This window comes from Streptosporangium sp. OZ121 (genome assembly GCF_051918885.1).
Taxonomy (GTDB): Bacteria; Actinomycetota; Actinomycetes; order Streptosporangiales; family Streptosporangiaceae; genus Streptosporangium.
Genome location: NZ_JBPXMC010000020.1, coordinates 45,935 through 68,757, shown reverse-complemented (window position 1 = coordinate 68,757; position 22,823 = coordinate 45,935). Strand labels below are relative to the sequence as shown.

Genomic DNA, 22,823 nt, shown 5'->3' with positions numbered 1-22,823 from the left:
CAATACGCATGGCTATGCGGTACCCCGTCACTCGAGCACTTGGTACCGCCCATCATCTAGGCTCGTCAGCGATGACTAGCGAAGACCGGGAGTACGGCGCAGTCTCGCGTCGACCTGTCGAGGACGAGGTGGACGTGGTCGCCGAAGACACTCAGAAGAGCGCCGGGGACGGCAAGGACAAGAAGAAGGGCTCCTTCTGGAAGGAGCTGCCTGTTCTGGTCGTCGTGGCGTTGGTGCTCGCCCTCATAATCAAGACCTTCGTGATCCAGGCCTTCTACATCCCGTCGGAGTCGATGGAGAACACCCTCCTCACGAACGACCGGGTCCTGGTCAACAAGCTCGTCTACCGCGTCCGCGACATCGAGCGCGGCGACGTGGTGGTCTTCTCCGGGGTCGACTCCTGGGACCCCGAGATCGACCTTGAGGAGCCGCCCAACCCGGTCGCGGGATTCTTCCGCTGGGTCGGCACCGCCTTCGGCGTGGTCCCCGGCGAGAAGGACTACATCAAGCGGGTCATCGGCGTCGCCGGCGACACCGTGAAGTGCTGTGACGCCAAGGGCCGGGTGACGGTCAACGGGGTCCCCCTCGACGAGGAGTATCTCTACCCCGGCGACGTGCCGTCCCAGAGCTTCTTCGAGGCCAAGGTCGGTGAGGGTCGCCTGTGGGTGATGGGCGACCACCGGCTGGTCTCCCTCGACTCCCGCTCCCACCTGGGTGATCCAGGCGGCGGGACGATCCCGGTGGACAAGGTGATCGGCCGGGCCTTCGTGATCGTGTGGCCGTTCTCCAGGGCCACGACCCTTCCCATTCCCGACACCTTCGGCCAGCCGGCCCTCAAGGCCGCCGCGGCCCTGGGAGGGGCCACTCCGCTCCTCGCGGGCTTCGCGGGCGCCGTGCCGCTGGTGCTGTGGCGTCGTCGCTGGCTCTCAAGGCGGTAGCCCCATCTCATGACCGTTGAACCCGAGGCTGAGAAGAAGAAAGAGAAGAGCGGCAAGGGCGGTGGCCTGCGCGAGTCGCTGTTCCTGCTGGTGTGCGGGGTGGTGGCGGCGCTGCTGTTGCAGGCGTTCGTCTTCCAGTCGTTCTGGATCCCGTCGGAGTCGATGCAGAACACCCTTCTGGTGGGTGACCGGGTGGTCGTCAACAAGCTGCACGGCGACTCCGAGCGCGGCGACATCGTGGTTTTCAGAGGCTGGAACAACGAGGACACCATCAAGCGGGTGATCGCGGTCGGCGGCGACACCGTGAAGTGCTGTGACGCGAAGAAGCGGATCACGGTCAACGGGGTGCCGCTCGAGGAGAGCTCCTATCTCTTCTCCGGCGACTTCCCCTCGGGGGAGCCGTTCGAGAAGGTCGTTCCCAAGGGGCGGCTGTGGGTCATGGGCGATCACCGCACGGCCTCCGCCGACTCGCGCGCCCACGAGGAGAGGCTGGGAGAGGGGTCGATTCCGGAGAGCGACGTGATCGGCCGTGCCGTCGCGATCTACTGGCCGTTCTCCAGGGCCGCGATGCTTTCGAGGCCGGAGAGCTTCCTCAAGGTGAGATAGCGGTACCGAATGCCCCGGAGGGGGCGTACTCTCTGGTCATGGTCGCTCTGTCACCCGTGGTGCCATGACGGTTGCGTTTCGCCCCAGACCCAGCGTGGTCCGGCGGGATTCGGGACTGTACGGCTACGAGCGGGCTCTCAGCCGGCGCGGGCTCGGTCCCGTGGCGGGAGTCGACGAGGCGGGCCGGGGCGCCTGCGCCGGGCCGCTGGTGATCGCCGCCGTGGTGCTGGGCGGCCCGATCGACGGCCTGGACGACTCCAAGCTGCTGACGGCCTCCCGGCGCGAGTCGCTGTTCGAGCGGATCACGGTGACCGCGCGGGCGGTGAGCGTGGTGGTGATCCCGCCGGGTGAGATCGACGCCCGGGGCCTGCACAGATCCAACATCGGAGGAATGCGCAGGGCCGTGGCGCGGTTACCCTGTCACCCCGGCTACGTTCTGACCGACGGGTTCCCCGTTCCCGGCCTGCCCGCGCCGTCGCTGGGCGTGTGGAAGGGAGATCAGGTCGCGGCCTGCATCGCCGCGGCCTCGATCGTGGCCAAGGTGACGCGGGACGAGATGATGGTGGCGCTGCACGAACGCCATCCCCGGTACGGATTCGCCGTGCACAAGGGGTATGGCACCGCCGACCATCGCAGGGCTCTCAGAACCTACGGTCCGTGTCCGGATCACCGCTTCTCGTTCTCGACGGTGGCGCGGTCAGGAGCGGGCGAGGTGATGGGTGAGAATGAAGTGGGGGCCGGTGCCGTCTGATCGGGCGGGCCGGGGTGGGCGTTTAACAGGAGGACCGGTATGAGCGCAGAGGATCTCGAAAAGTACGAAACCGAGATGGAGCTGCAGCTTTACCGTGAGTACCGCGACGTTGTCGGCCTTTTCACCTATGTTGTGGAGACCGAGCGGCGCTTCTATCTCACCAACTCCGTCGACCTCGACGTGCGCACCGCCGAGAACGGTGACGTGTTCTTCGACGTGAAGATGCAGGACGCCTGGGTCTGGGACATGTACCGCCCGGCGAGGTTCGTCAAGAACGTCCGCGTGGTGACCTTCAAGGATGTGAACGTCGAGGAGCTCGCCAAGCCCGATCTGGAGATGCCCAAGGAGGGCTTCTCCTCCTGAGCGGCTTTCCCGGGCTCTTTCCCCGGTGGCTTTGCCGGCGGCTTCGAAGGCGTCCTCGAGAGGCCGGAGGGTCGGGGGGCGAAGTGGGATGGGGCTGAGCGCTTCGAGGCCTCGTGATGCGGCTGAGCGGCCGCGAGAGGTTGTCCACAGCCACGCTCCGCGCCCGGCCGGATTTCCACAGAATCGCGCTCGGCTTCTTGGCGGTGCGGTGAGCTGAGCGAAGGTCTGGAACCGGAGGTGGTTCCATGGCCGCGAAAGATGAGCTCGGCAAGCACGGTGAGCAGATCGCCGTCGATTATCTGCTGGCACACGACCTGCAGATCCTGGATCGCAACTGGCGGTGCCCGGACGGGGAGATCGACATCGTCGCCCGGGAGAGGCGCACGCTCGTCGCGGTGGAGGTGAAAACCCGTTCGGGGCGCAGTCACGGCACCGCCTTCGAAGCGGTCACCGACGCGAAGATCGCTCGTCTGCGCAGGCTCGCGGCCAGCTGGCTCGCCGAGCGTCAGGACCGGTTCGACGCGATCCGCGTCGACGTCGTCGCCCTGGAGCGGTTCGCCGGGGATTTCGCCATCCGCCACGAGCGGGGGGTGTGCTGATGTCTCCCGGCGTGTTGATGTTCCCCGGCGCATCGATGTTCCCCGGCGTGTCGGCGTCTCCCGTGCCGCCGACGGCTCCCGGCCTGTCGTGGATCGTTCGCTCTCCGCGGGGGGTGGGGTGAGTGGCCGTCGCACGCACGCGCTGCGTCGCCCTGGTCGGGGTGACCGGCCGTCTCGTCGAGGTCGAGGCCGATGTCGGCAGTGGCGTGGCGGGTCTCCACCTCATCGGCATGCTCGACACCGCGCTGAGCGAGGCCCGAGACCGGGTCCGTTCCGCCCTGGTCAACAGCCGCTACGCCTGGCCCGACGCCCGGATCACGGTCAGCCTGTTTCCGGCCAGCCTGCCCAAGCGTGGAAGCCTGTTCGACGTCGCGATCGCCATGGCCCTGCTCGCGGCGGCCGGGTTCGTGCCCGCCGCCAGGGTCGCCGAGCCGATCTTCCTGGGCGAGCTGGGCCTGGACGGCTCGGTCAGGCCGGTGCGGGGTGTGCTCCCCGCCGTGCTGGCGGCCGTCGCCGCCGGTGCCCACACCGTCGTCGTTCCCGCCCGTAACGCCGCCGAGGCCGGTCTCGTGCCGGGGGTGAGCGTGGTTCCCGCGACCACGCTGGGCGCCCTGGTGCGCTGGTTGCGGAGCGACGAGCCGGCGGGAGGTCTTCCGCCGGGTTACGGAGGGGCCGGTTCCGGAGGGTGCGGGGGAGCCGGGGCGGGAGAGCTTGGTGCCGATACCGGTGATCGCGGACCGGGGGTCGCGTTCCCGTTCCCGCCGGGATCTCCCGGCGAGGCCGGCCCCGGAGACGCTCACGAGGCCGGGGAGGGCCCGGACGACGCTCCCGACCTGGGAGACGTCGCGGGGCAGCCGCTCGCCCGTCGCGCGCTGGAGATCTGCGCCGCCGGAGGCCACAACCTCTGGATGCTCGGTCCCCCCGGCACCGGCAAGACCATGCTCGCCGAGCGGCTGCCGACCCTGCTTCCCGCTCTGGAGCGGGACCAGGCCCTGGAGGTGACCGCCATCCACTCGGTCGCCGGTGTGCTGCCCAGGGACCGCCCCCTGCTGGTCCGCCCGCCGTTCGTGGCGCCCCACCACACCGCGACCGTCGCGTCCGTCATCGGCGGGGGCAGCGGGATGATCCGTCCGGGGGCGGTCTCACTGGCCCACCGGGGAGTGCTCTTCCTGGACGAGGCGCCCGAGTTCTCGACGACCGTTCTCGACGCGCTCAGGCAGCCGCTCGAGTCGGGGCGGGTGACGGTCTCCAGGGCGTTGGCGTCGGTGACCTTTCCCGCCAGGTTCATGCTGGTGCTGGCGGCCAACAGATGCCCGTGCGCGCGGCCCTCCACCCCGGAGGATCCGTGCGCGTGCGCTCCCGCGGCCCGCCGCCGCTATCTCGCGAGGCTCTCCGGCCCGCTGCTCGACCGGGTGGACGTCAAGGTCGGCCTGTTCCGTTCGACCAGGCGCGAGCTCCTCGCCGACCGCCGGTTCATCGAGTCGAGCGGGGTGGTGGCCGAGCGGGTGCGGCTCGCGCGTGAGCGGGCCACCAGAAGGTTCGCGAACACGCCGTGGCGGTGCAACGCGGAGGTGCCCGCCCGAGCCCTCCACACCGAATACCGGCCGCCGCCCACGGCGATGTCGCCGCTGCTCGGGCATCTCGACAGCGGCCGGTTGAGCGCCCGGGGCCTCGACCGGATCATCAAGCTGGCCTGGACTCTGGCCGACCTCGCGGGCAAGGAGCGGCCGGAGCTCCACGAGACCAACTCCGCGCTGGGGCTCTGGCTGGGGGAGGAACGATGAGCGACAGGCTCGCACGGCTCACCCTGATGCGCCTGGCCGAGCCGGGCGACACCGTGATGGGCGCTCTCGTCGCCCTGCGCGGCCCCGAGGCAGCCGTCGCCCTGGTCCGGAGGGGTTCCGCGGACGCGGATCTCACCCGATGGTTCGCCGAAACGCACGGCCGCCCGGCCGGAAATCCCGGCCGATCGGTGGGCGGCCCCGGCCCGTCGGCCGGAGGATCCGGCCCGCACGAGGCGGGCTCGGGCCCGCACGACGGAGGTCCCGGTCCAGCCGGCGAAGATCCCGGTCGGTGTGGCGGGAGTCAGGAGCCGCCGGGCGGGAGGCCTGGCTCAGCCGGTGAACTGTTTCCTCCGCGTGGCGGGGGCGAGGGCCCCCATGACGGGAGCCCGGAGCCGGGAGACGGAACATCCGGTCCATCCGGGGAACGCACCCTCCGGCACGACGCCTCGGGGGCGGTGCGGCGCGGGAGACCGAGCGTGCCCGGCGGCCCTTCCGGCGGCGGCCGGTCCGGGGCGGACAACGGCTCGGAGGCCGCGCGGGATGGGCGGCTCGCGGCCAGGCTGGACCGGATGGTCGCCTCCTGGGCGGCCCGGTTGAAGACGGCCGACCCCGCGCGTGACCTGGCCGAAGGCGAGCGGATAGGGGCGAGGCTGGTGGTTCCCGGCGATCCGGAATGGCCGACCCAGCTGGACGACCTGGGAGACTCCAGGCCCCATGCTCTCTGGCTCCACGGCGACGCCGACCTGCGGTTCTCCTGTCTCAGATCCGTGGCGGTCGTCGGTTCCCGAGCCGCCACGCCCTACGGCACCCACGTGGCGGCGGAGCTCGGGGCGGGGCTGAGCGAGAGGGGGTGGGGTGTCGTCTCCGGTGGCGCCTACGGCATTGACGGGGCCGCCCACCGGGGCGCCCTCGCCTGCGAGGGACCGACCGTCGCCGTGCTGGCCTGTGGCGCCGATGTCGCCTATCCCAGCGCGCACCAGCAGTTGTTCGCCGCCATCCGGGAGCGGGGGGTGCTGGTCAGCGAGTGCCCCATGGGCGCGCACCCGACCAGGCCGAGGTTCCTCATCAGAAACCGCGTCATCGCGGCCCTGTCCAGGGGCACCGTGGTCGTCGAGGCGGCCGTGCGGAGCGGAGCGCTCAACACCGCCGGGCACGCGATCGCGCTCAACCGCCACCTGGCCGCGATGCCGGGCCCGGTGACCTCGGAGTTCTCGGCGGGATGCCATCGGCTGATCCGCCAGGGCAGGGCCATCTGCGTCACCGGTCCCGAGGAGGTGATCGAGCTCGCCGGGACGATGGGCACCGACCTGGCCCCCGAGCCGCGCGGTCCGGTGCTTCCTCGTGACCGGCTCGACCCGGAGACCCGGAAGGTCGTCGAGGCCATGCCCACCCGGATCGGCGTGGGCCCCGCGACGATAGCCGTCGCCGCGGGGGTCGACCTGGAGACCGTGCTCGCCTGCCTCGGCGGCCTGGCGGCCGCGGGCTACGTCGAACGCGTCTCCCGGGGCTGGCGCCTCCGTCCCGACCGCCCTCCCGGCGGGTAGCCCGTTCCCAGTCCGTTCCCAGGCCGCGAGGGGCGGTCGTCGGTCGAGCCCAAGGATCGGTCGAGCCCAAGGAGCCGAGGCGGCCCAAGGCAAGGAGCCGAAGCAGCCCAAGACAAGGAGCCGAGACAGCGCAGGGCGAGGAGTCGAGGCGGCTCAAGCCGAGAATTCGTGACGGGGCTTCGGAGCAGCCTACGAAGGGGGCCGCGAGGCCGGAGCGGGCCACAGGGGAAGGAGGCGGACCTGGCCATGACCGAGGAGGAGCAGAGGGTCGAGGTAGGCACGGTCGCGGAGCAGGCCCCAGTGCAGGCAGGCGGCGGGACAGTGCCCAGGAACGTCCTGAAGGGTGCCGATCACCTCGCCGGTGGCCACCGCCTGCCCGCGCCGCACCGAGGGCTGGACGGGAAGGTAGGTCGTCCGCAGGCCACCGGGGTGGAGCACGGTCACCACGCCCCGGTCCGCGAGCGGCCCGGCATAGCCGACCGTTCCCGCTCCCGCGGCCCGCACCTCGGCTCCGGGAGACGCGGAGAGGTCGGTGCCCCGGTGACCGGCCAGCCACGGCTGTGCCGGTGGTGCGAAGCCCCTGAGCACCCGCGGCCGTCCGGCGAGCGGCCATTCCCAGCGCGGCTGTTCTCCGTGGGGCCGTTCCCCGTGGGGCCGTTCCCCGTGAAAGGAGGGGGCGGGTGCCCCGGCCGGACGCGCCGTTCTCGCCGGGCCGCGCGCACCCGGGCGGGCGGACGCGAGGGTGGTCGTGAGAGTCGTCACGCCGTACGCGCGGCCGGTCATGCCGGTGGGGTGGGCGAGGGCGGTCGCGTGACGGGTGCCCGCTGCCGCCGGTGTGGCCAGGATCAGTGAGCACAGCAGGGCTCGCAGCCCCACGGTGTGGACGGACTTCATGCCCGTGAGCATGAAGTCCCGTGATGGACCGGGTGCGGGCCGAATGGGATTCTGTGGACAGGCGGTCGAGGATGTGGCTGAGCATGGGGACGAAGAGGATCGCAGGACATCATGTGAGCGATGAGAGTCCTGGCGTGTCGCGCGAGATGAGATGGTCCAGAAGTATCGGCTGAGCGGGGAGAGCCGGGGAACGTCGGGTGAGTGGCGAGAACCCGGAACGTCGTATGAGCGGGGAGAGCCGGGGAACGTCGGGTGAGTGGCGAGAACCCGGAACGTCGTATGAGCGGGGAGAGCCGGGGAACGTCGGGTGAGTGGCGAGAACCCGGAACGTCGTATGAGCGGGGAGAGCCGGGGAACGTCGGGTGAGTGGCGAGAACCCGGAACGTCGTATGAGCGGGGAGAGCCGGGGAACGCCGGGTGAGTGGCGAGAGCCCGGAACGTCGTATGAGCGGGGAGAGCCCGGAACGTCGTGTACGAGTGAGGATCGCGTGGTCGAAGAGCGTATCCGCGAGCTGGTCGCCGAGGTGGGCGTCGAGCTGCCGCCGGTCAGGGTGAGCGGGGACGATCCGGTGCTGCCCTCCGTCTTCCGGGTGGGTACCGCGGCCGCCGTCGCCGTCGGGGCCGCCACCGCGGCGGCCGCGGCGCTCAAAGGAGGCGGGAGCCAGGCCGCGGTGGACGTGCGGGAGGCGGCGATCGCCTTCCTGGACGAGCGTCACTTCAGGATCGACGGAGTCGCCGTGGATCTGTGGGCTCCCCTCTCCGGCGACTACCGCACCGCCGACGGCTGGGTCCGGCTGCACTGCAATTTCGACCACCACCGTGACGCGGTCCTCAGGGCGCTGGGACTGCCCGCCGATACGGGCAGGGACGCCGTCGAACGCGCCTGCGCGGGGCGTACCGCCGTCGAGGTCGAGGAGGCGGTGACGGCCGCGGGAGGATGCGCGGCGGCCATGCGCGACCGCGCAGGATGGCGTGAGCACCCGCAGTCGCGGGCGGTCGCCGCGTCGCCGCTCGTTCACCTGACCCGGATCGGCGATTCCGGTGGTCCGAGGCCCGGTGCCCCGAGAGGCGGGGGAGGGCGGGCACTCGACGGGGTGCGTGTGCTCGATCTGACGAGGGTGATCGCCGGGCCGGTGGCGACCCGCACGCTGGCCGCCCACGGGGCCCAGGTGCTCAGGGTGGGTGCCCGGCACCTTCCCGAGGTTCCGGGGCCGGTGATCGGCACCGCGTTCGGCAAGCGGTCCTGCCATCTCGATCTGAGGACTCCGGCCGGGAGCGCCGCGCTGCGCGACCTGGTGGCGGAGGCCGATGTGCTCGTGCAGTCCTACCGGCCGGGAGCCCTCGAAGCGCTGGGGTTCGGTCCCCGGAGGCTGGCCGGGATCAGGCCGGGAATCGTGTGCGTCGATGTCTCGGCGTACGGCGGGCGGGGGCCGTGGGCGGGCAGGCGCGGGTTCGACAGCCTGGTGCAGATGGTGTCCGGTATCGCCCACGAGGGCGGCGACGGATCGCGGCCGCACCCGCTGCCCGCCCAGGTTCTCGACCACGCCACCGGCCACCTGGCCGCCTTCGGCGCGATGGCCGCCCTGCTCCGCCGATCCACCGAGGGGGGATCCTGGAGAGTGGAGCTCTCCCTGGCCGGGACCGCGCGGTGGCTGGACCGTCTCGGCCGGGTCGGCGGAGCGGCCACGCCGGAGCCCGACGTCACCGGCATGATCGAGGAGATGGACAGCGCCTTCGGCCGCCTGACCTACCTCAGGCCGCCCGGCACCGTCGACGGCGAGTCACCGTACTGGTCGAGCCCGCCCCCGCAGAGGGGCGAGCACCCGCCCGCCTGGTGGTGAGACCTTTCCACGACCGCTCCCGAAGGGCCTCTCCCGAATTCTGAACGCCCTCTCCCGACGCCCTTTCCCGACGGTCTCTCGCGAACGCCATCTCCCGAACGTCCTCTTGCGAAGGACCGCTCCCGAACGCCATCTCGCGAGAGGCCACCGCGGACAGCCTCGCCACGGACGTACCCGCGGCGCGGGCCCACCCGGGACCGGCGTGTCCGTGCGGGCAGGAGCGGCTCGCCGCGGGGTCATCGGGTTCGGGCTGGATCGTCGGGGGCGGGGGAGTGACGCAGGGGGGAGAGCCAGATCCACGCGATCGTGGTGAGGACTCCGGCCGCGGAGATCCAGAACACCGGGCGCAACCCGAGCAGCTCGCCGGCCAGGCCGCCCGCAAGGCCGCCGAGGGTGAGGACACCCTGGATCATGAACGACTGCGTGGCGTTGACCCGGCCGCGCAGCTCGGCGGGGGTCTCGCGCAGGGTGATGGCGCCCATGCAGACGGAGAAGGCCACGACGGCCGTGCCGGAGGTCACCGCGCTGGCGGACAGGAACAGGAAGCTGCGCCACACCGGTCCCGAGGCGAGCGCGGCGACCACGAAGTCGACGGGGAAGAGCAGCACGGAGCAGGCCAGTATCCGGTTCTCGCCGAACCGCCGGGTAAGGCGCGGGACGAGGGCCGCACCGAGCAGGCCGCCGACGCCGAAGAAGGCGGTGATCGCGCCGACCAGCCCCGCGGGCAGGCCGACCACGGTGAGCGCATAGATCACGTACAGCGCCATGTACACGCTGCCGAAGAAATTGATCGTGACCCCGGCGGCGCAGAGCGCGCGGAGCACCGGGTGCCGGGCCACCGTGCCCAGACCTTCGCGGATCTCGGTCCACATGCCGCGCGGAGGAGCGGGCGTGTGGTTCTCCGGCGCCTTGATCGATCTGATCAGGAACGCCGAGGCCAGGAACGACACCGCGTCGACCAGGATCGCGAACGGTGCCGTGAACAGGTGGACGAGCAGCCCGGCCAGGCCCGGTCCCGCGACGGTCGCCACGGCGAAGGCCGACTGGAAGCCCGCGAGCGCCTCGGTCCGCCGGCTCTCGTGGATCACCGTGACCAGGTGCGGGAAGTTGACCGCCCGGAAGATCACCGAGCAGGTGCCGACGACGAACGCCACCGCGATCAGCCACGGCACGCTGAGCAGCCCGGTGATCCAGGCCGCCGGGATCGTGGCCATGGCGACGGCCGAGACCGTGTCGCAGGCGACCATGACCGGCCGGTGCCGCCTCAGCCGGTCGGCGAGGGCACCCGCCTGGAGCCCGATCAGCAGGTAGGGCAGCGAGGTCGCGGCGGTGAGCACGCCCATCTGGGCCGGGGAGGCGCCGAGCAGGACGGCGGCGGTCAGCGGCACCGCCAGCCGGGAGACCTCGGTGCCGGTCTCGGTGACGGCGCGGGCGGAGAGCAGGAACCGGTAGTCGCGCTGCTTCCTGAGGGGCACCGGCCTGGTCGCGGAGGGCTCGGGAGCCGCGGGAGGTACGGAGGTCGCGGATGTCATGGGCGTCCGTCTCCTTCCGGCTTCCGGAAATTCTGAAGGGAATGCTTCATAACTGTGAAGATAACCCTTCATAGTTATGAAGGCAATGCTTCACATGTGGAGTGGGTACGGTCTGCACATGACCGAGGCACCGAGGCGGAAGTCCCTCACCGATCCCACGGCGATGCGCGCGCTGGCGCACCCCGCGCGGCTCGCGATCCTGAACCGGCTCCAGGCCGAGGGGCCCTGCACCGCGACCGAGGTCGCCGAGGTAGTCGGGGTCACGCCCAGCGCGGCCAGCTACCACCTGCGCATGCTCGCCAAGTACGGCTTCGTCGAGGACGCGCCCGCGCGCGACGACGGCCGCGGTGACGGCAGGGAGCGCCTGTGGCGCCCCAGTGCCGGCGGGTTCAGCGTCAGCCCCGAGCCCGACGACGGCCCGGACGTGCGCAGCGCCAAGGAATTCCTGATCAAGGCGTTCCGGGAGCAGGCGGCCGACGAGGCGAGCAGAGCGCTGGAGGGCCTTGAGCGGGAGTCACGCGAGTGGCGCGAGGCCGCGATGTTCAACCGCGCCATCCTGCTGGTCGACGCCGACGAGCTGAAGATGCTGAACGAGCGGATCGACGAGCTGCTCGCCCCCTACAAGACCACCGTGAGGGGCCGGGAGGACGCCCCGCCCGGGGCCCGGGTCTCCGAGGCGCAGGTCAGCCTCTTCCCCCGCGCCCGGCGCCGGCCGCACGGTCTTCCACGCGACGGGTAAGGGCCACCTGACACCCGAAGGTCGGGAAGAGGCGCGGTTGCGGGTACACTTTTGGAGGCCTGTGAGTCATGGGCCGACTTCGCATGCCCCGTCAAGAACCGGGGTCCCTCGGTCCGGGCGAGAGCCCGGCTGGATCCTGTTCGGGGCATCAGGGCGACAGCCGCAGGCTGTCGCGTCCAACCGAGAACAGCGCCCAGAGATGGGCGCCCCGATCTGGAGGACAATCAATGTCCACCCCCGTCGTCACCATGCGACAGCTGCTGGAAAGCGGCGTGCACTTCGGCCACCAGACCCGTCGCTGGAACCCGAAGATGAAGCGCTTCATCTTCACCGAGCGCAACGGCATCTACATCATCGACCTTCAGAAGTCGCTGGCCTTCATCGACAGGGCCTACGACTTCGTCAAGGAGACCGTCGCGCACGGCGGCACGATCATGTTCATCGGCACGAAGAAGCAGGCCCAGGAGGCCATCGCCGAGCAGGCCGCCCGCGTCGGCATGCCGTACGTCAACCAGCGCTGGCTGGGTGGCATGCTCACCAACTTCTCCACCGTGCACAAGAGGCTCCAGCGCCTGAAGGAGCTGGAGGAGCTCGACTTCGACAACGTGGCCGCCTCGGGGCTCACGAAGAAGGAGCTCCTCATGCGCCGCCGCGAGAAGGAGAAGCTCGAGCGCACCCTCGGCGGCATCCGCGACATGTCCCGGATCCCCAGCGCCGTGTGGGTCGTCGACACCAAGAAGGAGCACATCGGGATCAGCGAGGCCCGCAAGCTTCACATCCCGGTGGTGGCCATCCTCGACACCAACTGCGACCCCGACGAGGTCGACTACCCGATCCCGGGTAACGACGACGCCATCCGCGCCGTCGGCCTGCTGACCCGCGTCGTCGCCGACGCCGTCGCCGCCGGTCTCATGGCCCGCGCCGGCGCCAACCGCGGCGACGACAAGCCGGCCGTCGCCGGTGGCGCCGAGCCGCTGGCCGAGTGGGAGCAGGAGCTGCTCGCGGGCAGCGCCGACAGCGCCCCGGCCGCCGAGGCCGAGACCGCCGAGGCCGCGGAGGCCCCCGCCGAGGTCGCGGAGACCGAGACCGCCGAGGCGACGGACGCTCCCGCCGCCGAGGACGAGTCCGCCGAGAAGACCGAGAAGCAGGCCTAGGTCACCTTCGTACGGCCCCGGCCGTACGACCCGCAAGACCCTTCCGGGTGGGTGCCGCTCAGTCGGGGGCACCCACCCGATCCACGACGATTCCCACGAGGAAAAGACAATGGCTTCCGTGAACATGGCCGACGTCAAGCGGCTTCGTGAGCTGACCGCCGCCGGCATGATGGACTGCAAGAAGGCTCTCGAGTCCTCCGAGGGCGACTTCGACCGCGCGGTCGAGATCCTCCGCCTCAAGGGCGCCAAGGACGTCGGCAAGCGTGAGGCCCGCACCGCCTCCAACGGCCTGGTCGCCCTGAAGCAGGAGGGCGACTCCGCCGCCGCGCTGCTGGAGCTCAACTGCGAGACCGACTTCGTCGCCAAGGGCGAGCGTTTCCAGGAGCTCGCCGGCCAGGTGGTCGACCACATCCTGGCCACCAAGCCGTCCGACGTGCCCTCGCTGCTCGACTCCGAGCTCGCCGGCAAGAGCGTCAAGACGCACCTCGACGAGGCCAACGCCGCGCTCGGCGAGAAGATCGAGATCCGCAGGTTCGCCGTGCTCGAGGGCGGTTTCATCGGCTCCTACATGCACAAGACCGACCCCCAGCTTCCCCCGGCGGTCGGCGTGCTCGTGCAGCTCGACTCCCCGAACGCCGACGTCGCCAAGGACATCGCGCAGCACGCCGCCGCGATGGCCCCGAAGTACCTCAGCCCCGCCGAGGTCCCGGCCGACGTCGTCGAGAAGGAGCGCGCGCTCTTCGAGGAGATGACCCGCGAGGAGGGCAAGCCCGAGGCCGCCATCGGCAAGATCGTTGATGGCCGGATCAACGGCTGGTACAAGGACTTCACCCTCCTTGAGCAGTCCTTCGTCAAGGACAGCAAGAAGTCGGTCGCGAAGTTCGCGGACGAGAATGGTGTCAAGGTCCAGGCCTTCGTCCGCTTCAAGGTCGGCCAGGCCTAATCCCTGACATCCGCTCTTCAAGCAGAGCACCAAACGAGGAGGCCGCCGCCGTGCAGGAGAACCCAGGATCCGCTACGCCGGCGGTTTCTTCGTACTCGGACCCGCTTCGCTGGAAGCGGGTGATGTTGAAGCTGTCCGGCGAGGCGTTCGCCGGCGGCGAGCCGCTGGGCATCGACCCGGGCGTCGTGGGCCACCTCGCCGACTCGATCGCCGAGGCCGTCCGCGGTGGTGTCCAGGTCTCGGTCGTCGTGGGCGGCGGCAACATGTTCCGGGGTGCCGCCCTGTCCGAGCGCGGCATGGACCGCGCGAGGGCCGACTACATGGGCATGCTCGGCACGGTCATCAACTGCCTCGCCCTCCAGGACTTCCTGGAGAAGCGGGGCATCGACACCCGGGTCCAGACGGCGATCACCATGCAGCAGGTCGCCGAGCCGTTCCTGCCCCGCCGTGCCATCCGCCACCTGGAGAAGGGGCGCGTGGTCATCTTCGGGGCGGGGCTCGGCTCGCCGTTCTTCTCCACCGACACCTGCGCCGCGCAGCGAGCGCTGGAGATCGGCGCCGAGGCGCTGCTCAAGGGCACCCAGGTGGACGGCGTCTACGACGCCGACCCCCGCAAGAACCCCGACGCCGTCCGGTTCGACCATCTCGAATATGGTGAGGTGCTGACCCGCGGCCTCGGGGTCATGGACGCCACCGCCATCAGCCTGTGCATGGACAACAGCCTGCCCATCGTGGTCTTCGACCTCATGGGCGAGGGCAACATCCTGCGGGCGGTGCGCGGTGAGAAGATCGGCACGCTGGTGAGTCCGGCACGGTGACGGAACCGGCATGGTGACGGGCCGGCACGGCGACAGGGCCGGTACGGCAACGGGAGCGAGCCCGACACGGCGAGTGGAGTGGTACGCGAGGTAGGAGCGTCCCGCGAAGCGCGTGAGGGGCGCGTGACCGAGAAGACAGGGAGCGAGCCCGACGTGGCGAGTGGAGTGGTACGCGAGGTAGGAGCGTCCCGCGAAGCGAGCGAGGAGTGGTGAGCGACCAGAGGACAAGGTACGAACCTGACGTAGCGAGCTGAGCGGTACGCGACCGTGGCGGTCCAGGGTGGGCCTCCGGCGTGATGGCGTCCCGCGAAGTGCGTGAGGATGGGGAGTGACCGAGAAGACAGGGAGCCGCTGTGATCGACGAAACCCTCCTCGAAGCCGAGGAAAAGATGGACAAGGCCGTGTCGGTGGCGAAGGACGACTTCGCGGGCATCCGCACAGGTCGTGTCACCCCGTCGATGTTCAACAAGATCAGCGCTGAGTACTACGGGACACCCACCCCCATTCAGCAACTCGCCTCGTTCCACGTGCCCGAGGCGCGCATGGTCATCATCCAGCCTTTCGACAAGAGCTCGATGGCCGCGATCGAGAAGGCGATCCGCAACTCGGATCTCGGGGTGAACCCCGGTAACGACGGATCGGTGATCCGGGTGGCCTTCCCCGAGCTGTCGGAGGAGCGCCGCAAGGAGTACATCAAGGTCGCCCGGAACAAGGCGGAGCACTCCAAGGTCTCCATTCGCAACATCCGTCGCAATGCCAAGGAGACCTTGGACAAGCTGATCAAGGATGGCGAGGCCGGTGAGGACGAGGTGCGCCGGGCGGAGAAGGAGCTCGACGACCTCACCCAGAAGCATGTCGCCAAGATTGACGAGCTGCTCAAGCACAAGGAAGCCGAGCTGCTCGAAGTCTGAACCATGATCCTTGTCCCGTGCGGGCCGTTGTCCGTACGGGGCAAGGATTTTGTGCAGGTATGAAAGTAGGACCCCCTGTGGAACCCGTGGCGGGCAGTAGCCGTACCGGCCGGAACCTCCCCGTCGCAGTGGCGGTGGGGCTCGCCCTGGCGGCGGTCATCATCGCCTCCCTCTATTTCGTGAAGGTGCTCTTCCTCGCCGTGGTGATCGCGGCGGTGGGCATCGGCGTGACGGAGCTGGTCCGGTCGTTCGAGGCCAGAGGCATCAACGTCCCGCTCGTCCCGGTCCTGGCGGGCATGACCGCCATGCTGGTCGGCGCCTACTGGGGCGGTGAGGTGACCGGCTCGGCCTGGGGCGGGACCGCCTGGCTGGTCGGCGTCTTCGCGATGACCGTGCTGGTGCTGATGATCTGGCGGATGTTCCAGGGCACCGAGAACTACGTCCGCGACATCACCGCGACCATCCTGGTCGTCGTCTACCCCTCCCTGCTCGCCGGGTTCGTGGCGCTGCTGCTCGCCGACCCCGACCAGGGCCCGGACCGGGTGGTCGTCTTCATCGCCACCACCGCCGCGAGCGACATCGGCGGGTATTTCGCCGGGATCTCCCTCGGCAGGCACAAGATGTCCCCGGTGATCAGCCCGAAGAAGACCTGGGAGGGCTTCGCCGGGTCGGCGCTGGCCTGCATGGCGGTGGGCGGCTGGCTGGTGGCGTGGCTGCTGGAGGACGACATCTGGAAGGGCGTCCTCATCGGCGCGGTCGTGGTGGTCTTCGCCACGCTCGGCGACCTGGTCGAGTCGGTGATCAAACGCGATCTCGGCGTCAAGGACATGGGCAGCGTGCTTCCCGGTCACGGGGGCATGATGGACCGCCTCGACTCCATGGTGGCCGCGCTGATCCCGGTCTGGGTGCTGCTCACCCTGCTGGTCTGAGCCCGTTGGTCTGAGCCCGTTGGTCCGAGCCCGCTGGTCCGAGCCCGCTGGTCTGAGCCGTGCCGGCCGGAGTCGCAGCGCCTCCCGCGCCTCCTGCCCGCGCGTGACATCCCGCGCCCCGGTACGGCTCCCGCGCGCTCCCGGTCATCCCGCTCTGGTGAGCCGGGTCGCGGACAGGCGCGGGAGCACCGCCCGGTAGCCCTCGGCCGAGACCAGGCTCAGCTCGTCCGGAGTGATCGGGACGAGCCAGAGCCACTGCACGGAGTCGCCGCCGAAGGAGAAACCCGACAGGTCCGGCAGCCCCGGCAGTCCGGTCAGCATCATGACGCCGCCGTAGGCGGAGCCGAGCGGGAAGGTCTCCGGCCGGTGGTACCACCTGGCGGTGTGGCCGTGGCCCAGCCAGGTGACCGAGTGCCACGGATACTGCCCCAGCCACAGGAACAGCCGGGCCGCGTCGCGGGCGTCGCCGGGGGAGGCGACGGCGAGCTCCACCCGGGCGTACGCGTCCGGCCGGTCGATGTACTGCTCGACGGTGGGCATCCGCTGGCAGCTCATCCCGACCGTGGACAGGATCGTGTGCTCCCTGCCCCGCTCCGGGGGGCGTTCGGTGATGCCCACCGCGGGCATCCGCTCGCCCCCCGCGTCCCAGAACCTGCCCGCGGTACCGACCTTGCGGTCCAGGTGGCCCATCACGAACTGCTGGAACGAGGCCCAGGAGCCGTCTTTCGCGCGCCACTCCCAGTAGGCGCGGGCCTTGGCGATCCGGGAGGCCAGACCTTCGTGGGCCTCCTCCAGCGACCAGGCGAACGGGGACTCGCCCAGCGCGTCGCGGGAGTAGCCGGGCATTCCCCTGCCCATGTCCGCCCATCCAGGAATGACCGCGAGCAGCTCGTCGTTCTCGTACAGGGCGACGCCGTCGCCCTCCTCGAACCACAGCGATCGCAGCGCGCCCAGGGGCCCCCTGCCGTCGGGGTGGCGGGTGTTCGCCCTCGGGGCCATCGGCGGCAGTTCGGAGTTCAGGCGGTCCGGGTCGATCGCGTCCGGGGCCGGGCGGTGATTGGCCAGCCAGACGGCTCCGTGCACCGTTCCCCCCGGTCCGCACAGGTAAGCTACCGAGGAAGTCTCGTCGCGTTCGACCACCAGGGTGCGGCTCCCGTAGGGGTTGACGTCGGTGAGCACGACCTCGACGCCGTCCCCCCGCTGTTCCGCGGGGCCCGTGGGGCGGTTCGTCGCCATACCTCCGGACTCTAGATCACTGTCGGGCACCGCTTCGAGCATTCGCGTAACCGTTGAGAGAAGGCGTTGGACTTGTCGACCGTCAGCCCGTCCGGGACCCCCGTACCCGGCCAGCTCACCTTCGTGGCGCCGCGCCGGGCCAAGCCCGCCCGCCACCTGGCCGACCTGACCATGGCCGAGCGCCGGGCGGCCGTCGCCGAACTGGGCGAGAAGCCGTTCCGCGCCGACCAGCTCTCCCGGCACTACTTCGAGAAGTTCAACGGCGATCCCGAGCTGATGACGGACCTGCCGGCCGCGGCCAGGGAGAAGTTCGCCACCGCGCTGTTCCCCAGCCTGCTGACCTCGGTCAGGGAGATGACCACCGACGCGGGCACCACCCGCAAGACGCTGTGGCGGCTCTTCGACGGCGCGCTGGTCGAGTCGGTCCTCATGCGCTACAGCGACCGTACGACCATGTGCGTGTCGTCACAGGCCGGATGCGGTATGAACTGCCCGTTCTGCGCCACCGGCCAGGCGGGACTGACCCGCAACATGACCACCGCCGAGATCGTCGAGCAGGTCGTCGCCGGGGCCCGCGCGCTCGCGGCCGGTGACGTCCCGGGTGGTCCCGGGCGGGTCAGCAACGTGGTCTTCATGGGCATGGGCGAGCCGCTGGCCAACTACAAGGCCGTGATCGGCGCCGTCCGCCGCATGGTCGAGCCCGCTCCCGACGGCCTGGGCATCTCCGCCCGCGGTGTCACCGTCTCCACGGTGGGCCTGGTCCCGGCGATCGGCAAGCTCGCGGCCGAGGGCCTGCCGGTGACGCTGGCCCTCTCGCTGCACGCGCCCGACGACGAGCTCCGCGACACGCTGGTGCCGATCAACACCCGCTGGAAGGTCGCCGAGGTCCTCGACGCCGCCTGGGACTACGCGGCCAGGACCAAGCGCCGGGTCTCCATCGAGTACGCGCTGATCAAGGACATCAACGACCAGGAGTGGCGCGCCGACCTGCTCGGCAAGCTGATCAAGAACAAGCTGGTGCACGTCAACCTGATCCCGCTCAACCCGACCCCGGGTTCGAAGTGGACCGCGTCCCGCCCGGAGGACGAGCGCGCCTTCGTCCGCCGCCTGGAGTATCACGGCGTGCCGGTGACGGTCCGCGACACCCGCGGCCGCGAGATCGACGGCGCCTGCGGCCAGCTCGCCGCCGCCGAGTAGCCCTTACCGTACGGCTGCGCCCCCCGAGGCGCCGACCGCCGCCCCGGCCTACTCGCCCGGGGCGGCGCTCCCCGGCCGTTCCGGGCTCTCACCGCATCGCCGACCGGCCCGGTGCGGCCCGCCCGGATTCCCACGCCGTCGCCTCGGCGTTCCCCGGCACGGTCATGCCCACATCGACCGGCACCCCGCGAAGCAGCGGCCGTTCCGCCGCGTTGTCTGCGATCGTGCCGGCGGCGACCTGACGACCGATCCACCAGAAAAGCAGCGGCCATCCTGCCGGCAACCCAGCGGCCATCCTGTCGGCCACCATTGCTCCCGCGACGCATATTCCATGGTCAGGGGCTTGTTGCTCCCTCTCGGCAGGGGCACTTTCAGGCACGTCGAAAGGCAGTGGAGAGAGGTCCAAAACGGACTGCATGCCATGTCGGTGACCGCTGCCTGGGAGGCTGCCACAGGGGTGACCGCTCGAGTTCCCGATCCCTTCGAGTGGCTGTCGCAATGCCGGCTGTCTCTTCCAGGATTTCCGCTGTCGCGCCTGGCGCGAGTCACAGCATCGGGATCAACGGCACGCGTCGCCAGGACTGGTTCTCCAGCCGTGTCTCTTCTTCCAGGTTGCGGGCCAGTTCTCCCACGGTCGCTCCACAGCGGACGTTGCACAGGCCGTGCTCAAGCCCGTACGCCGGCAGATTGGTACGCCGTACGGCGTACCAGCCGTCTCCGGTTTCGGTGATGATCCAGGTGCGCCCGTAGCGAGTCATCGGCTCGCTGCTTTCCGGATGAGTTTCGCAGCTTCCTCGCTCAAGGCGCGGACCACGAACCCCATCGGATCGGATACCCATTTAGAGGAAATGCTGCCATTCTCTCCTGTTTCTACCTTCGAATATGTGGTGATCCGCTAGCGTCGCCCGTTACGACAGAAGATCGACTAGAGACTGGAGCATTGTGCGAAGAAGAATCTCTTGGTTCGCCGTCCTCCTGGCGATGGTGACGGTTTTACCGGTCGCGGTGGCCAACGCGGACACCGAGGTAGCAAGGGCGCAAACCATCGCCTGGGCGCCTTGTGAGGAGGAGCCTGCCGCGGAGTGCGGCACGTTGAGCGTGCCCATCGACTGGTCGAAGCCGGGCGGGGCGAAGGTCGACATCGCCGTCGCGCGGCGGAAGGCCACGGATCCGGCCGCGCGGGTCGGTTCGCTGGTGATCAATCCCGGTGGTCCGGGCGGGTCGGGCGTGGAGGCCGTGTACGGCGCCCCCGGGTCCTACACCGAGGAACTGCAGCGACGGTTCGACATCGTCGGGTTCGACCCTCGGGGCGTGGGGCGCAGCAACCCGGTGATCTGCTCGGCGTCGGTGTACAACCGGATGCCGCACACCGTCATGAGAAGCCAGGCCGACTTCGACGCCTGGAACGCGTTCACCAAGAAGCTGCACGCCGACTGCCGCGCTCGTACCGGTCCGCTGTACGACCACGTCGATTCCGTCGACGTCGCCCGTGACCTGGACGCGCTGCGCGCCGCCCTGGGCGAGGAGAAGCTCACCTACTACGGGATCTCGTACGGCACGCTGATCGGCCAGATGTACGCCGAGCTGTTCCCCGGCCGCGTCCGGGCCCTCGGGCTCGACAGCAACATGGACCACAGCCTCGGCGTCGCGGGCTTCCTGGCCACCGAGGCGCTCGCCATCGAGGACGCGTTCGACCAGTTCGTCGGCTGGTGCGAGCAGGACACCAGCTGCGTCCTGCATGGGCGTGACATCCGTGCGATCTGGAAGGACCTGCGGGAGAAGGCGCGGCGCGGTGAGCTGAAGTACCCGAGCACGGGCCAGACGATGACCGAGTTGCAGGTCATCTACAACGCCGCACTGGGCACCGAGGGGCCGGCCTGGAACATACTGAGCGAGGTGATCAACTGGTTGGACGGCGGGCCGCAGCCCGAGTGGGTGCCCCCGCTGCCCGGCCGGCAGCCCGTGGAGGGTGACGTCGCGTATCTGCCGACCGCGGTCCTCTGCCAGGACTACAACCTCAAGGTGCGCAACTACTCGGAGTACGCCGCGCTCATGCGTGTCTCCAACCGGCTCGCACCCGACACGGGGTACCACCCGTACCCGATCGACGATCTGCCGATCTGCATGAACTACCCGACCACCAACGCGCCGCACGCACTGCGATACACGGGCGACGCCCCGCTGCTGCTCGGGAATTCCCTGCACGATCCGGCCACCCCGTGGATATGGTCCGCCAACGCGGCCCGTCAGCTCGGGTCCAAGGCGGTGTTGCTCACATACGAGGGCTGGGGACACCGCATCTACGGCAAGGACAAGTGCCAGACGGACATCTTCGACGAGTACCTGATCTCGCTGAAGGTGCCGCCGCGCGGCACGCGCTGCGCCGTGGGCACGCCCGAGGAGAGCATGCTCAAGCAGCAGGCGCCGTCACGGACGTGGCCGACCGGCCCGAACCACTGGGCGGCCGGCCCGGTCGCGGCCTCGCCCGCCTTCTAATCCCGGAGGCGGGCCTCCACCCGGGCGGCTCATCCGGGTGAGATTTGTACGGCTGTCGAGTGGGTGGGTGTCGTCGAACCACGGCGAGTCCGGTGGTTCGACGACACCCGTTCAGGGGTTCAGACGGCGCAGGCGCGCGTACAGGATGAGGCTCGCGGCGGTCCAGAAGAGGGTGGCGGCGGAGATGGGGAGCACGACGGTGTCGAGCAGGCCGGCGTTGGCGGCGCGCATCCAAAGCATGATCGGCACCGAGAGGCGGCCCACCGGGGTGAGGCTGACCAGCAGCAGGGCGAGATAGCCGCCGAAGAGGGCGAGCATCGAGACGGCGGGGGAGGCCAGGATCGGGCGGCTGGTCAGGGCGCCCAGGGCCGTTCCCGCGCTCACGCCGAGCACGTGCAGCGCGATGCCGAGCGCCAGGTCGGCGGAGGTGGGCATGGCCGCGAAGCCGTGGAGCAGCGGGAACCCGACCGCGATCGCCGCCATGCCGAGGGTGACGGTCAGCGCGGCGAGCAGTCCGGCCCCGATCTCGCGACCGGGTCGTCCGGCGGCCGTCATGGAGATCAGCCGCTGCGTCGGGGGCTCGGTGTCGAGCAGTCCCCGGGCGGCCCAGGCGAAGACGAGGATCAGCAGTCCGGCCGAGTCGGCGTACGCGGACAGCTCCTTGCCCGGCGGGGTCAGCGTGGAGTAGAAGATGAGCAGCATCACGAAGAGCCCGATCATCGGCTGGAGCAGCCGGTGCGACCGGGCGTAGGCGGCGAGCTTGAAGCGTACGAGGTGGATCATGATGACCGCCTGGTGAGGTAGCCGTCGGCGCGGAGCTTCTGTTCCACCTCGTCGGCGTCGTCCGCGTCCACGACCACCTCGATGACCACCTGTGCGGGCGGTGCGTCGGGGACGTCCCGGGAGGGGGCGGTGGAGCCGTGCGGGGGGAGCGTCGAGGAGATCGCGACGCCGCCGTCCGCGACGAGCCAGTGTTCGGCGCCGGGGAAGTCCTGGAGTTGTTTTTGGTGGTCGCTGACCACGACGGTCCCGCCGCGCGCGGCGATCTCCTCGATGATCACGGGGAGTTCGGTGCGGGTCTGCTCGTCGAGCCCGGCGAAGGGTTCGTCCAGGATGAGCAGGTCCGGCGGGGCGAGCAGCGACTGGATGAGTCCCACCTTCTGCGCGCTGCCCTTGGACAGGTCGCCGAGCGGCTGCTCCAGCAGGTGGGTCGCGTTCAGCCGTCCCGCGAGTTCTCCGGCGGCTGAGCCGGAGGAGAGGCCCCGGATCCTGGACATGTGGGCCAGGTAGGCGGCGACGGTGAACGGCTGGTCCACGGGGAACACGTCGGGGGCGTAGCCGACGACGCCCGGCCGGTCGGAGACCGAGCCCCGGGTCGGGGGGACGAACCCCGCCATCAGGCGCAGCAGCGTCGACTTTCCCGCGCCGTTGCGGCCGGTGACCTCGACGACGGAGCCGGGACGGAGCGTGAGCTCGACGTCCCGCAGGACCCAGGGGCCGCGCCGCGAGTATCGGAAGGACACCGTGGAGAGCCGCATAGGCCGCAAC

At 70.2% G+C, this 22,823-nt stretch carries 23 protein-coding genes; 16 read left to right on the top strand and 7 right to left on the bottom strand.

The window, feature by feature from the left end:
- Nucleotides 1-71: 71 nt before the first annotated feature.
- The 7 genes from lepB (ACTOQ1_RS29290) to dprA all read left to right on the top strand — a co-directional run bounded on the left by lepB (ACTOQ1_RS29290) (nt 72) and on the right by dprA (nt 6,585).
- Complete coding sequence (gene lepB, locus ACTOQ1_RS29290; RefSeq protein ID WP_440071197.1) at nt 72-938, top strand: signal peptidase I; 867 nt, start codon at nt 72-74, stop codon at nt 936-938.
- A 9-nt stretch (nt 939-947) separates the two neighbouring features.
- Entirely contained in the window at nt 948-1,544 is a 597-nt protein-coding gene (lepB, locus tag ACTOQ1_RS29285; protein WP_440071196.1) for a signal peptidase I, read from the top strand.
- 64 nt (nt 1,545-1,608) lie between these two features.
- Nucleotides 1,609-2,295, top strand: coding sequence for a ribonuclease HII (locus ACTOQ1_RS29280; protein WP_440071195.1), 687 nt, complete (start codon nt 1,609-1,611; stop codon nt 2,293-2,295).
- 39 nt (nt 2,296-2,334) lie between these two features.
- Entirely contained in the window at nt 2,335-2,658 is a 324-nt protein-coding gene (locus tag ACTOQ1_RS29275; RefSeq protein WP_030511723.1) for a DUF2469 domain-containing protein, read from the top strand.
- A 245-nt stretch (nt 2,659-2,903) separates the two neighbouring features.
- Nucleotides 2,904-3,257, top strand: coding sequence for a YraN family protein (locus tag ACTOQ1_RS29270; protein ID WP_440071194.1), 354 nt, complete (start codon nt 2,904-2,906; stop codon nt 3,255-3,257).
- A 122-nt stretch (nt 3,258-3,379) separates the two neighbouring features.
- On the top strand, nt 3,380-5,041 hold the full coding sequence (locus ACTOQ1_RS29265) for a YifB family Mg chelatase-like AAA ATPase (RefSeq protein ID WP_440071193.1): 1,662 nt from the start codon (nt 3,380-3,382) through the stop codon (nt 5,039-5,041).
- A gap of 476 nt (nt 5,042-5,517) precedes the next feature.
- Nucleotides 5,518-6,585, top strand: coding sequence for a DNA-processing protein DprA (gene dprA, locus ACTOQ1_RS29260; RefSeq protein WP_440071192.1), 1,068 nt, complete (start codon nt 5,518-5,520; stop codon nt 6,583-6,585).
- A 189-nt stretch (nt 6,586-6,774) separates the two neighbouring features.
- Here dprA and ACTOQ1_RS29255 read toward each other — a convergent pair whose 3' ends face one another.
- Nucleotides 6,775-7,479 (bottom strand): murein hydrolase activator EnvC family protein, encoded by a 705-nt coding sequence (locus ACTOQ1_RS29255; RefSeq protein ID WP_440071191.1) that lies wholly within the window; start codon nt 7,477-7,479, stop codon nt 6,775-6,777.
- Nucleotides 7,480-7,967: 488 nt separating this feature from the next.
- On the opposite strand from ACTOQ1_RS29255, the gene ACTOQ1_RS29250 reads away from it, so the two are divergent.
- Entirely contained in the window at nt 7,968-9,320 is a 1,353-nt protein-coding gene (locus ACTOQ1_RS29250) for a CoA transferase (protein ID WP_440071190.1), read from the top strand.
- 236 nt (nt 9,321-9,556) lie between these two features.
- On the opposite strand, the gene ACTOQ1_RS29245 is transcribed toward ACTOQ1_RS29250, so the two are convergent.
- The gene (locus tag ACTOQ1_RS29245; protein ID WP_440071189.1) at nt 9,557-10,852 is read right to left on the bottom strand and encodes an MFS transporter; all 1,296 of its coding nucleotides are present in this window, start codon (nt 10,850-10,852) and stop codon (nt 9,557-9,559) included.
- Nucleotides 10,853-10,970: 118 nt separating this feature from the next.
- On the opposite strand from ACTOQ1_RS29245, the gene ACTOQ1_RS29240 reads away from it, so the two are divergent.
- From ACTOQ1_RS29240 to ACTOQ1_RS29215, 6 genes are all read left to right on the top strand, one after another.
- Nucleotides 10,971-11,591, top strand: coding sequence for an ArsR/SmtB family transcription factor (locus tag ACTOQ1_RS29240; RefSeq protein WP_440071188.1), 621 nt, complete (start codon nt 10,971-10,973; stop codon nt 11,589-11,591).
- 227 nt (nt 11,592-11,818) lie between these two features.
- Nucleotides 11,819-12,745, top strand: coding sequence for a 30S ribosomal protein S2 (gene rpsB, locus ACTOQ1_RS29235; protein WP_440071187.1), 927 nt, complete (start codon nt 11,819-11,821; stop codon nt 12,743-12,745).
- 109 nt (nt 12,746-12,854) lie between these two features.
- Entirely contained in the window at nt 12,855-13,688 is an 834-nt protein-coding gene (tsf, locus tag ACTOQ1_RS29230; protein WP_440071186.1) for a translation elongation factor Ts, read from the top strand.
- Nucleotides 13,689-13,810: 122 nt separating this feature from the next.
- Entirely contained in the window at nt 13,811-14,506 is a 696-nt protein-coding gene (gene pyrH, locus ACTOQ1_RS29225) for a UMP kinase (RefSeq protein WP_329091288.1), read from the top strand.
- Nucleotides 14,507-14,859: 353 nt separating this feature from the next.
- Nucleotides 14,860-15,417 (top strand): ribosome recycling factor, encoded by a 558-nt coding sequence (gene frr / locus ACTOQ1_RS29220; protein WP_440071185.1) that lies wholly within the window; start codon nt 14,860-14,862, stop codon nt 15,415-15,417.
- A gap of 77 nt (nt 15,418-15,494) precedes the next feature.
- Entirely contained in the window at nt 15,495-16,346 is an 852-nt protein-coding gene (locus ACTOQ1_RS29215; RefSeq protein ID WP_440071184.1) for a phosphatidate cytidylyltransferase, read from the top strand.
- A gap of 144 nt (nt 16,347-16,490) precedes the next feature.
- Here the strand turns inward: ACTOQ1_RS29215 and ACTOQ1_RS29210 are convergent, their stop codons facing one another.
- Nucleotides 16,491-17,582 (bottom strand): suppressor of fused domain protein, encoded by a 1,092-nt coding sequence (locus tag ACTOQ1_RS29210; RefSeq protein ID WP_440071183.1) that lies wholly within the window; start codon nt 17,580-17,582, stop codon nt 16,491-16,493.
- A gap of 72 nt (nt 17,583-17,654) precedes the next feature.
- Here ACTOQ1_RS29210 and rlmN point away from each other — a divergent pair, with 72 nt between their 5' ends.
- Nucleotides 17,655-18,779, top strand: coding sequence for a 23S rRNA (adenine(2503)-C(2))-methyltransferase RlmN (rlmN, locus tag ACTOQ1_RS29205; RefSeq protein ID WP_440071182.1), 1,125 nt, complete (start codon nt 17,655-17,657; stop codon nt 18,777-18,779).
- Nucleotides 18,780-18,867: 88 nt separating this feature from the next.
- Here rlmN and ACTOQ1_RS29200 read toward each other — a convergent pair whose 3' ends face one another.
- The gene (locus ACTOQ1_RS29200) at nt 18,868-19,086 is read right to left on the bottom strand and encodes a hypothetical protein (RefSeq protein ID WP_440071181.1); all 219 of its coding nucleotides are present in this window, start codon (nt 19,084-19,086) and stop codon (nt 18,868-18,870) included.
- Nucleotides 19,087-19,324: 238 nt separating this feature from the next.
- On the bottom strand, nt 19,325-19,537 hold the full coding sequence (locus ACTOQ1_RS29195) for a hypothetical protein (protein WP_440071180.1): 213 nt from the start codon (nt 19,535-19,537) through the stop codon (nt 19,325-19,327).
- 340 nt (nt 19,538-19,877) lie between these two features.
- Between ACTOQ1_RS29195 and ACTOQ1_RS29190 the strand changes: the two genes are divergently transcribed.
- Nucleotides 19,878-21,275, top strand: coding sequence for an alpha/beta fold hydrolase (locus tag ACTOQ1_RS29190; protein WP_440071269.1), 1,398 nt, complete (start codon nt 19,878-19,880; stop codon nt 21,273-21,275).
- Nucleotides 21,276-21,386: 111 nt separating this feature from the next.
- Here ACTOQ1_RS29190 and ACTOQ1_RS29185 read toward each other — a convergent pair whose 3' ends face one another.
- Complete coding sequence (locus tag ACTOQ1_RS29185; RefSeq protein ID WP_440071179.1) at nt 21,387-22,058, bottom strand: hypothetical protein; 672 nt, start codon at nt 22,056-22,058, stop codon at nt 21,387-21,389.
- On the bottom strand, nt 22,055-22,813 hold the full coding sequence (locus ACTOQ1_RS29180; RefSeq protein WP_440071178.1) for an ATP-binding cassette domain-containing protein: 759 nt from the start codon (nt 22,811-22,813) through the stop codon (nt 22,055-22,057). Before ACTOQ1_RS29180 ends, ACTOQ1_RS29185 begins: the two co-directional genes overlap by 4 nt.
- Between the last annotated feature and the right edge of the window lie 10 nt (nt 22,814-22,823).

Coding starts and splice junctions, on each gene's coding strand:
- lepB (WP_440071197.1), top strand. CDS start 72: ATGACTAGCGAAGACCGGGAGTACGGCGCAGTCTCGCGTCGACCTGTC.
- lepB (WP_440071196.1), top strand. CDS start 948: ATGACCGTTGAACCCGAGGCTGAGAAGAAGAAAGAGAAGAGCGGCAAG.
- ACTOQ1_RS29280 (WP_440071195.1), top strand. CDS start 1,609: ATGACGGTTGCGTTTCGCCCCAGACCCAGCGTGGTCCGGCGGGATTCG.
- ACTOQ1_RS29275 (WP_030511723.1), top strand. CDS start 2,335: ATGAGCGCAGAGGATCTCGAAAAGTACGAAACCGAGATGGAGCTGCAG.
- ACTOQ1_RS29270 (WP_440071194.1), top strand. CDS start 2,904: ATGGCCGCGAAAGATGAGCTCGGCAAGCACGGTGAGCAGATCGCCGTC.
- ACTOQ1_RS29255 (WP_440071191.1), bottom strand. CDS start 7,479: ATGAAGTCCGTCCACACCGTGGGGCTGCGAGCCCTGCTGTGCTCACTG.
- ACTOQ1_RS29245 (WP_440071189.1), bottom strand. CDS start 10,852: ATGACATCCGCGACCTCCGTACCTCCCGCGGCTCCCGAGCCCTCCGCG.
- ACTOQ1_RS29240 (WP_440071188.1), top strand. CDS start 10,971: ATGACCGAGGCACCGAGGCGGAAGTCCCTCACCGATCCCACGGCGATG.
- rpsB (WP_440071187.1), top strand. CDS start 11,819: ATGTCCACCCCCGTCGTCACCATGCGACAGCTGCTGGAAAGCGGCGTG.
- tsf (WP_440071186.1), top strand. CDS start 12,855: ATGGCTTCCGTGAACATGGCCGACGTCAAGCGGCTTCGTGAGCTGACC.
- pyrH (WP_329091288.1), top strand. CDS start 13,811: ATGTTGAAGCTGTCCGGCGAGGCGTTCGCCGGCGGCGAGCCGCTGGGC.
- ACTOQ1_RS29210 (WP_440071183.1), bottom strand. CDS start 17,582: ATGGCGACGAACCGCCCCACGGGCCCCGCGGAACAGCGGGGGGACGGC.
- ACTOQ1_RS29195 (WP_440071180.1), bottom strand. CDS start 19,537: ATGACTCGCTACGGGCGCACCTGGATCATCACCGAAACCGGAGACGGC.
- ACTOQ1_RS29185 (WP_440071179.1), bottom strand. CDS start 22,058: ATGATCCACCTCGTACGCTTCAAGCTCGCCGCCTACGCCCGGTCGCAC.
- ACTOQ1_RS29180 (WP_440071178.1), bottom strand. CDS start 22,813: ATGCGGCTCTCCACGGTGTCCTTCCGATACTCGCGGCGCGGCCCCTGG.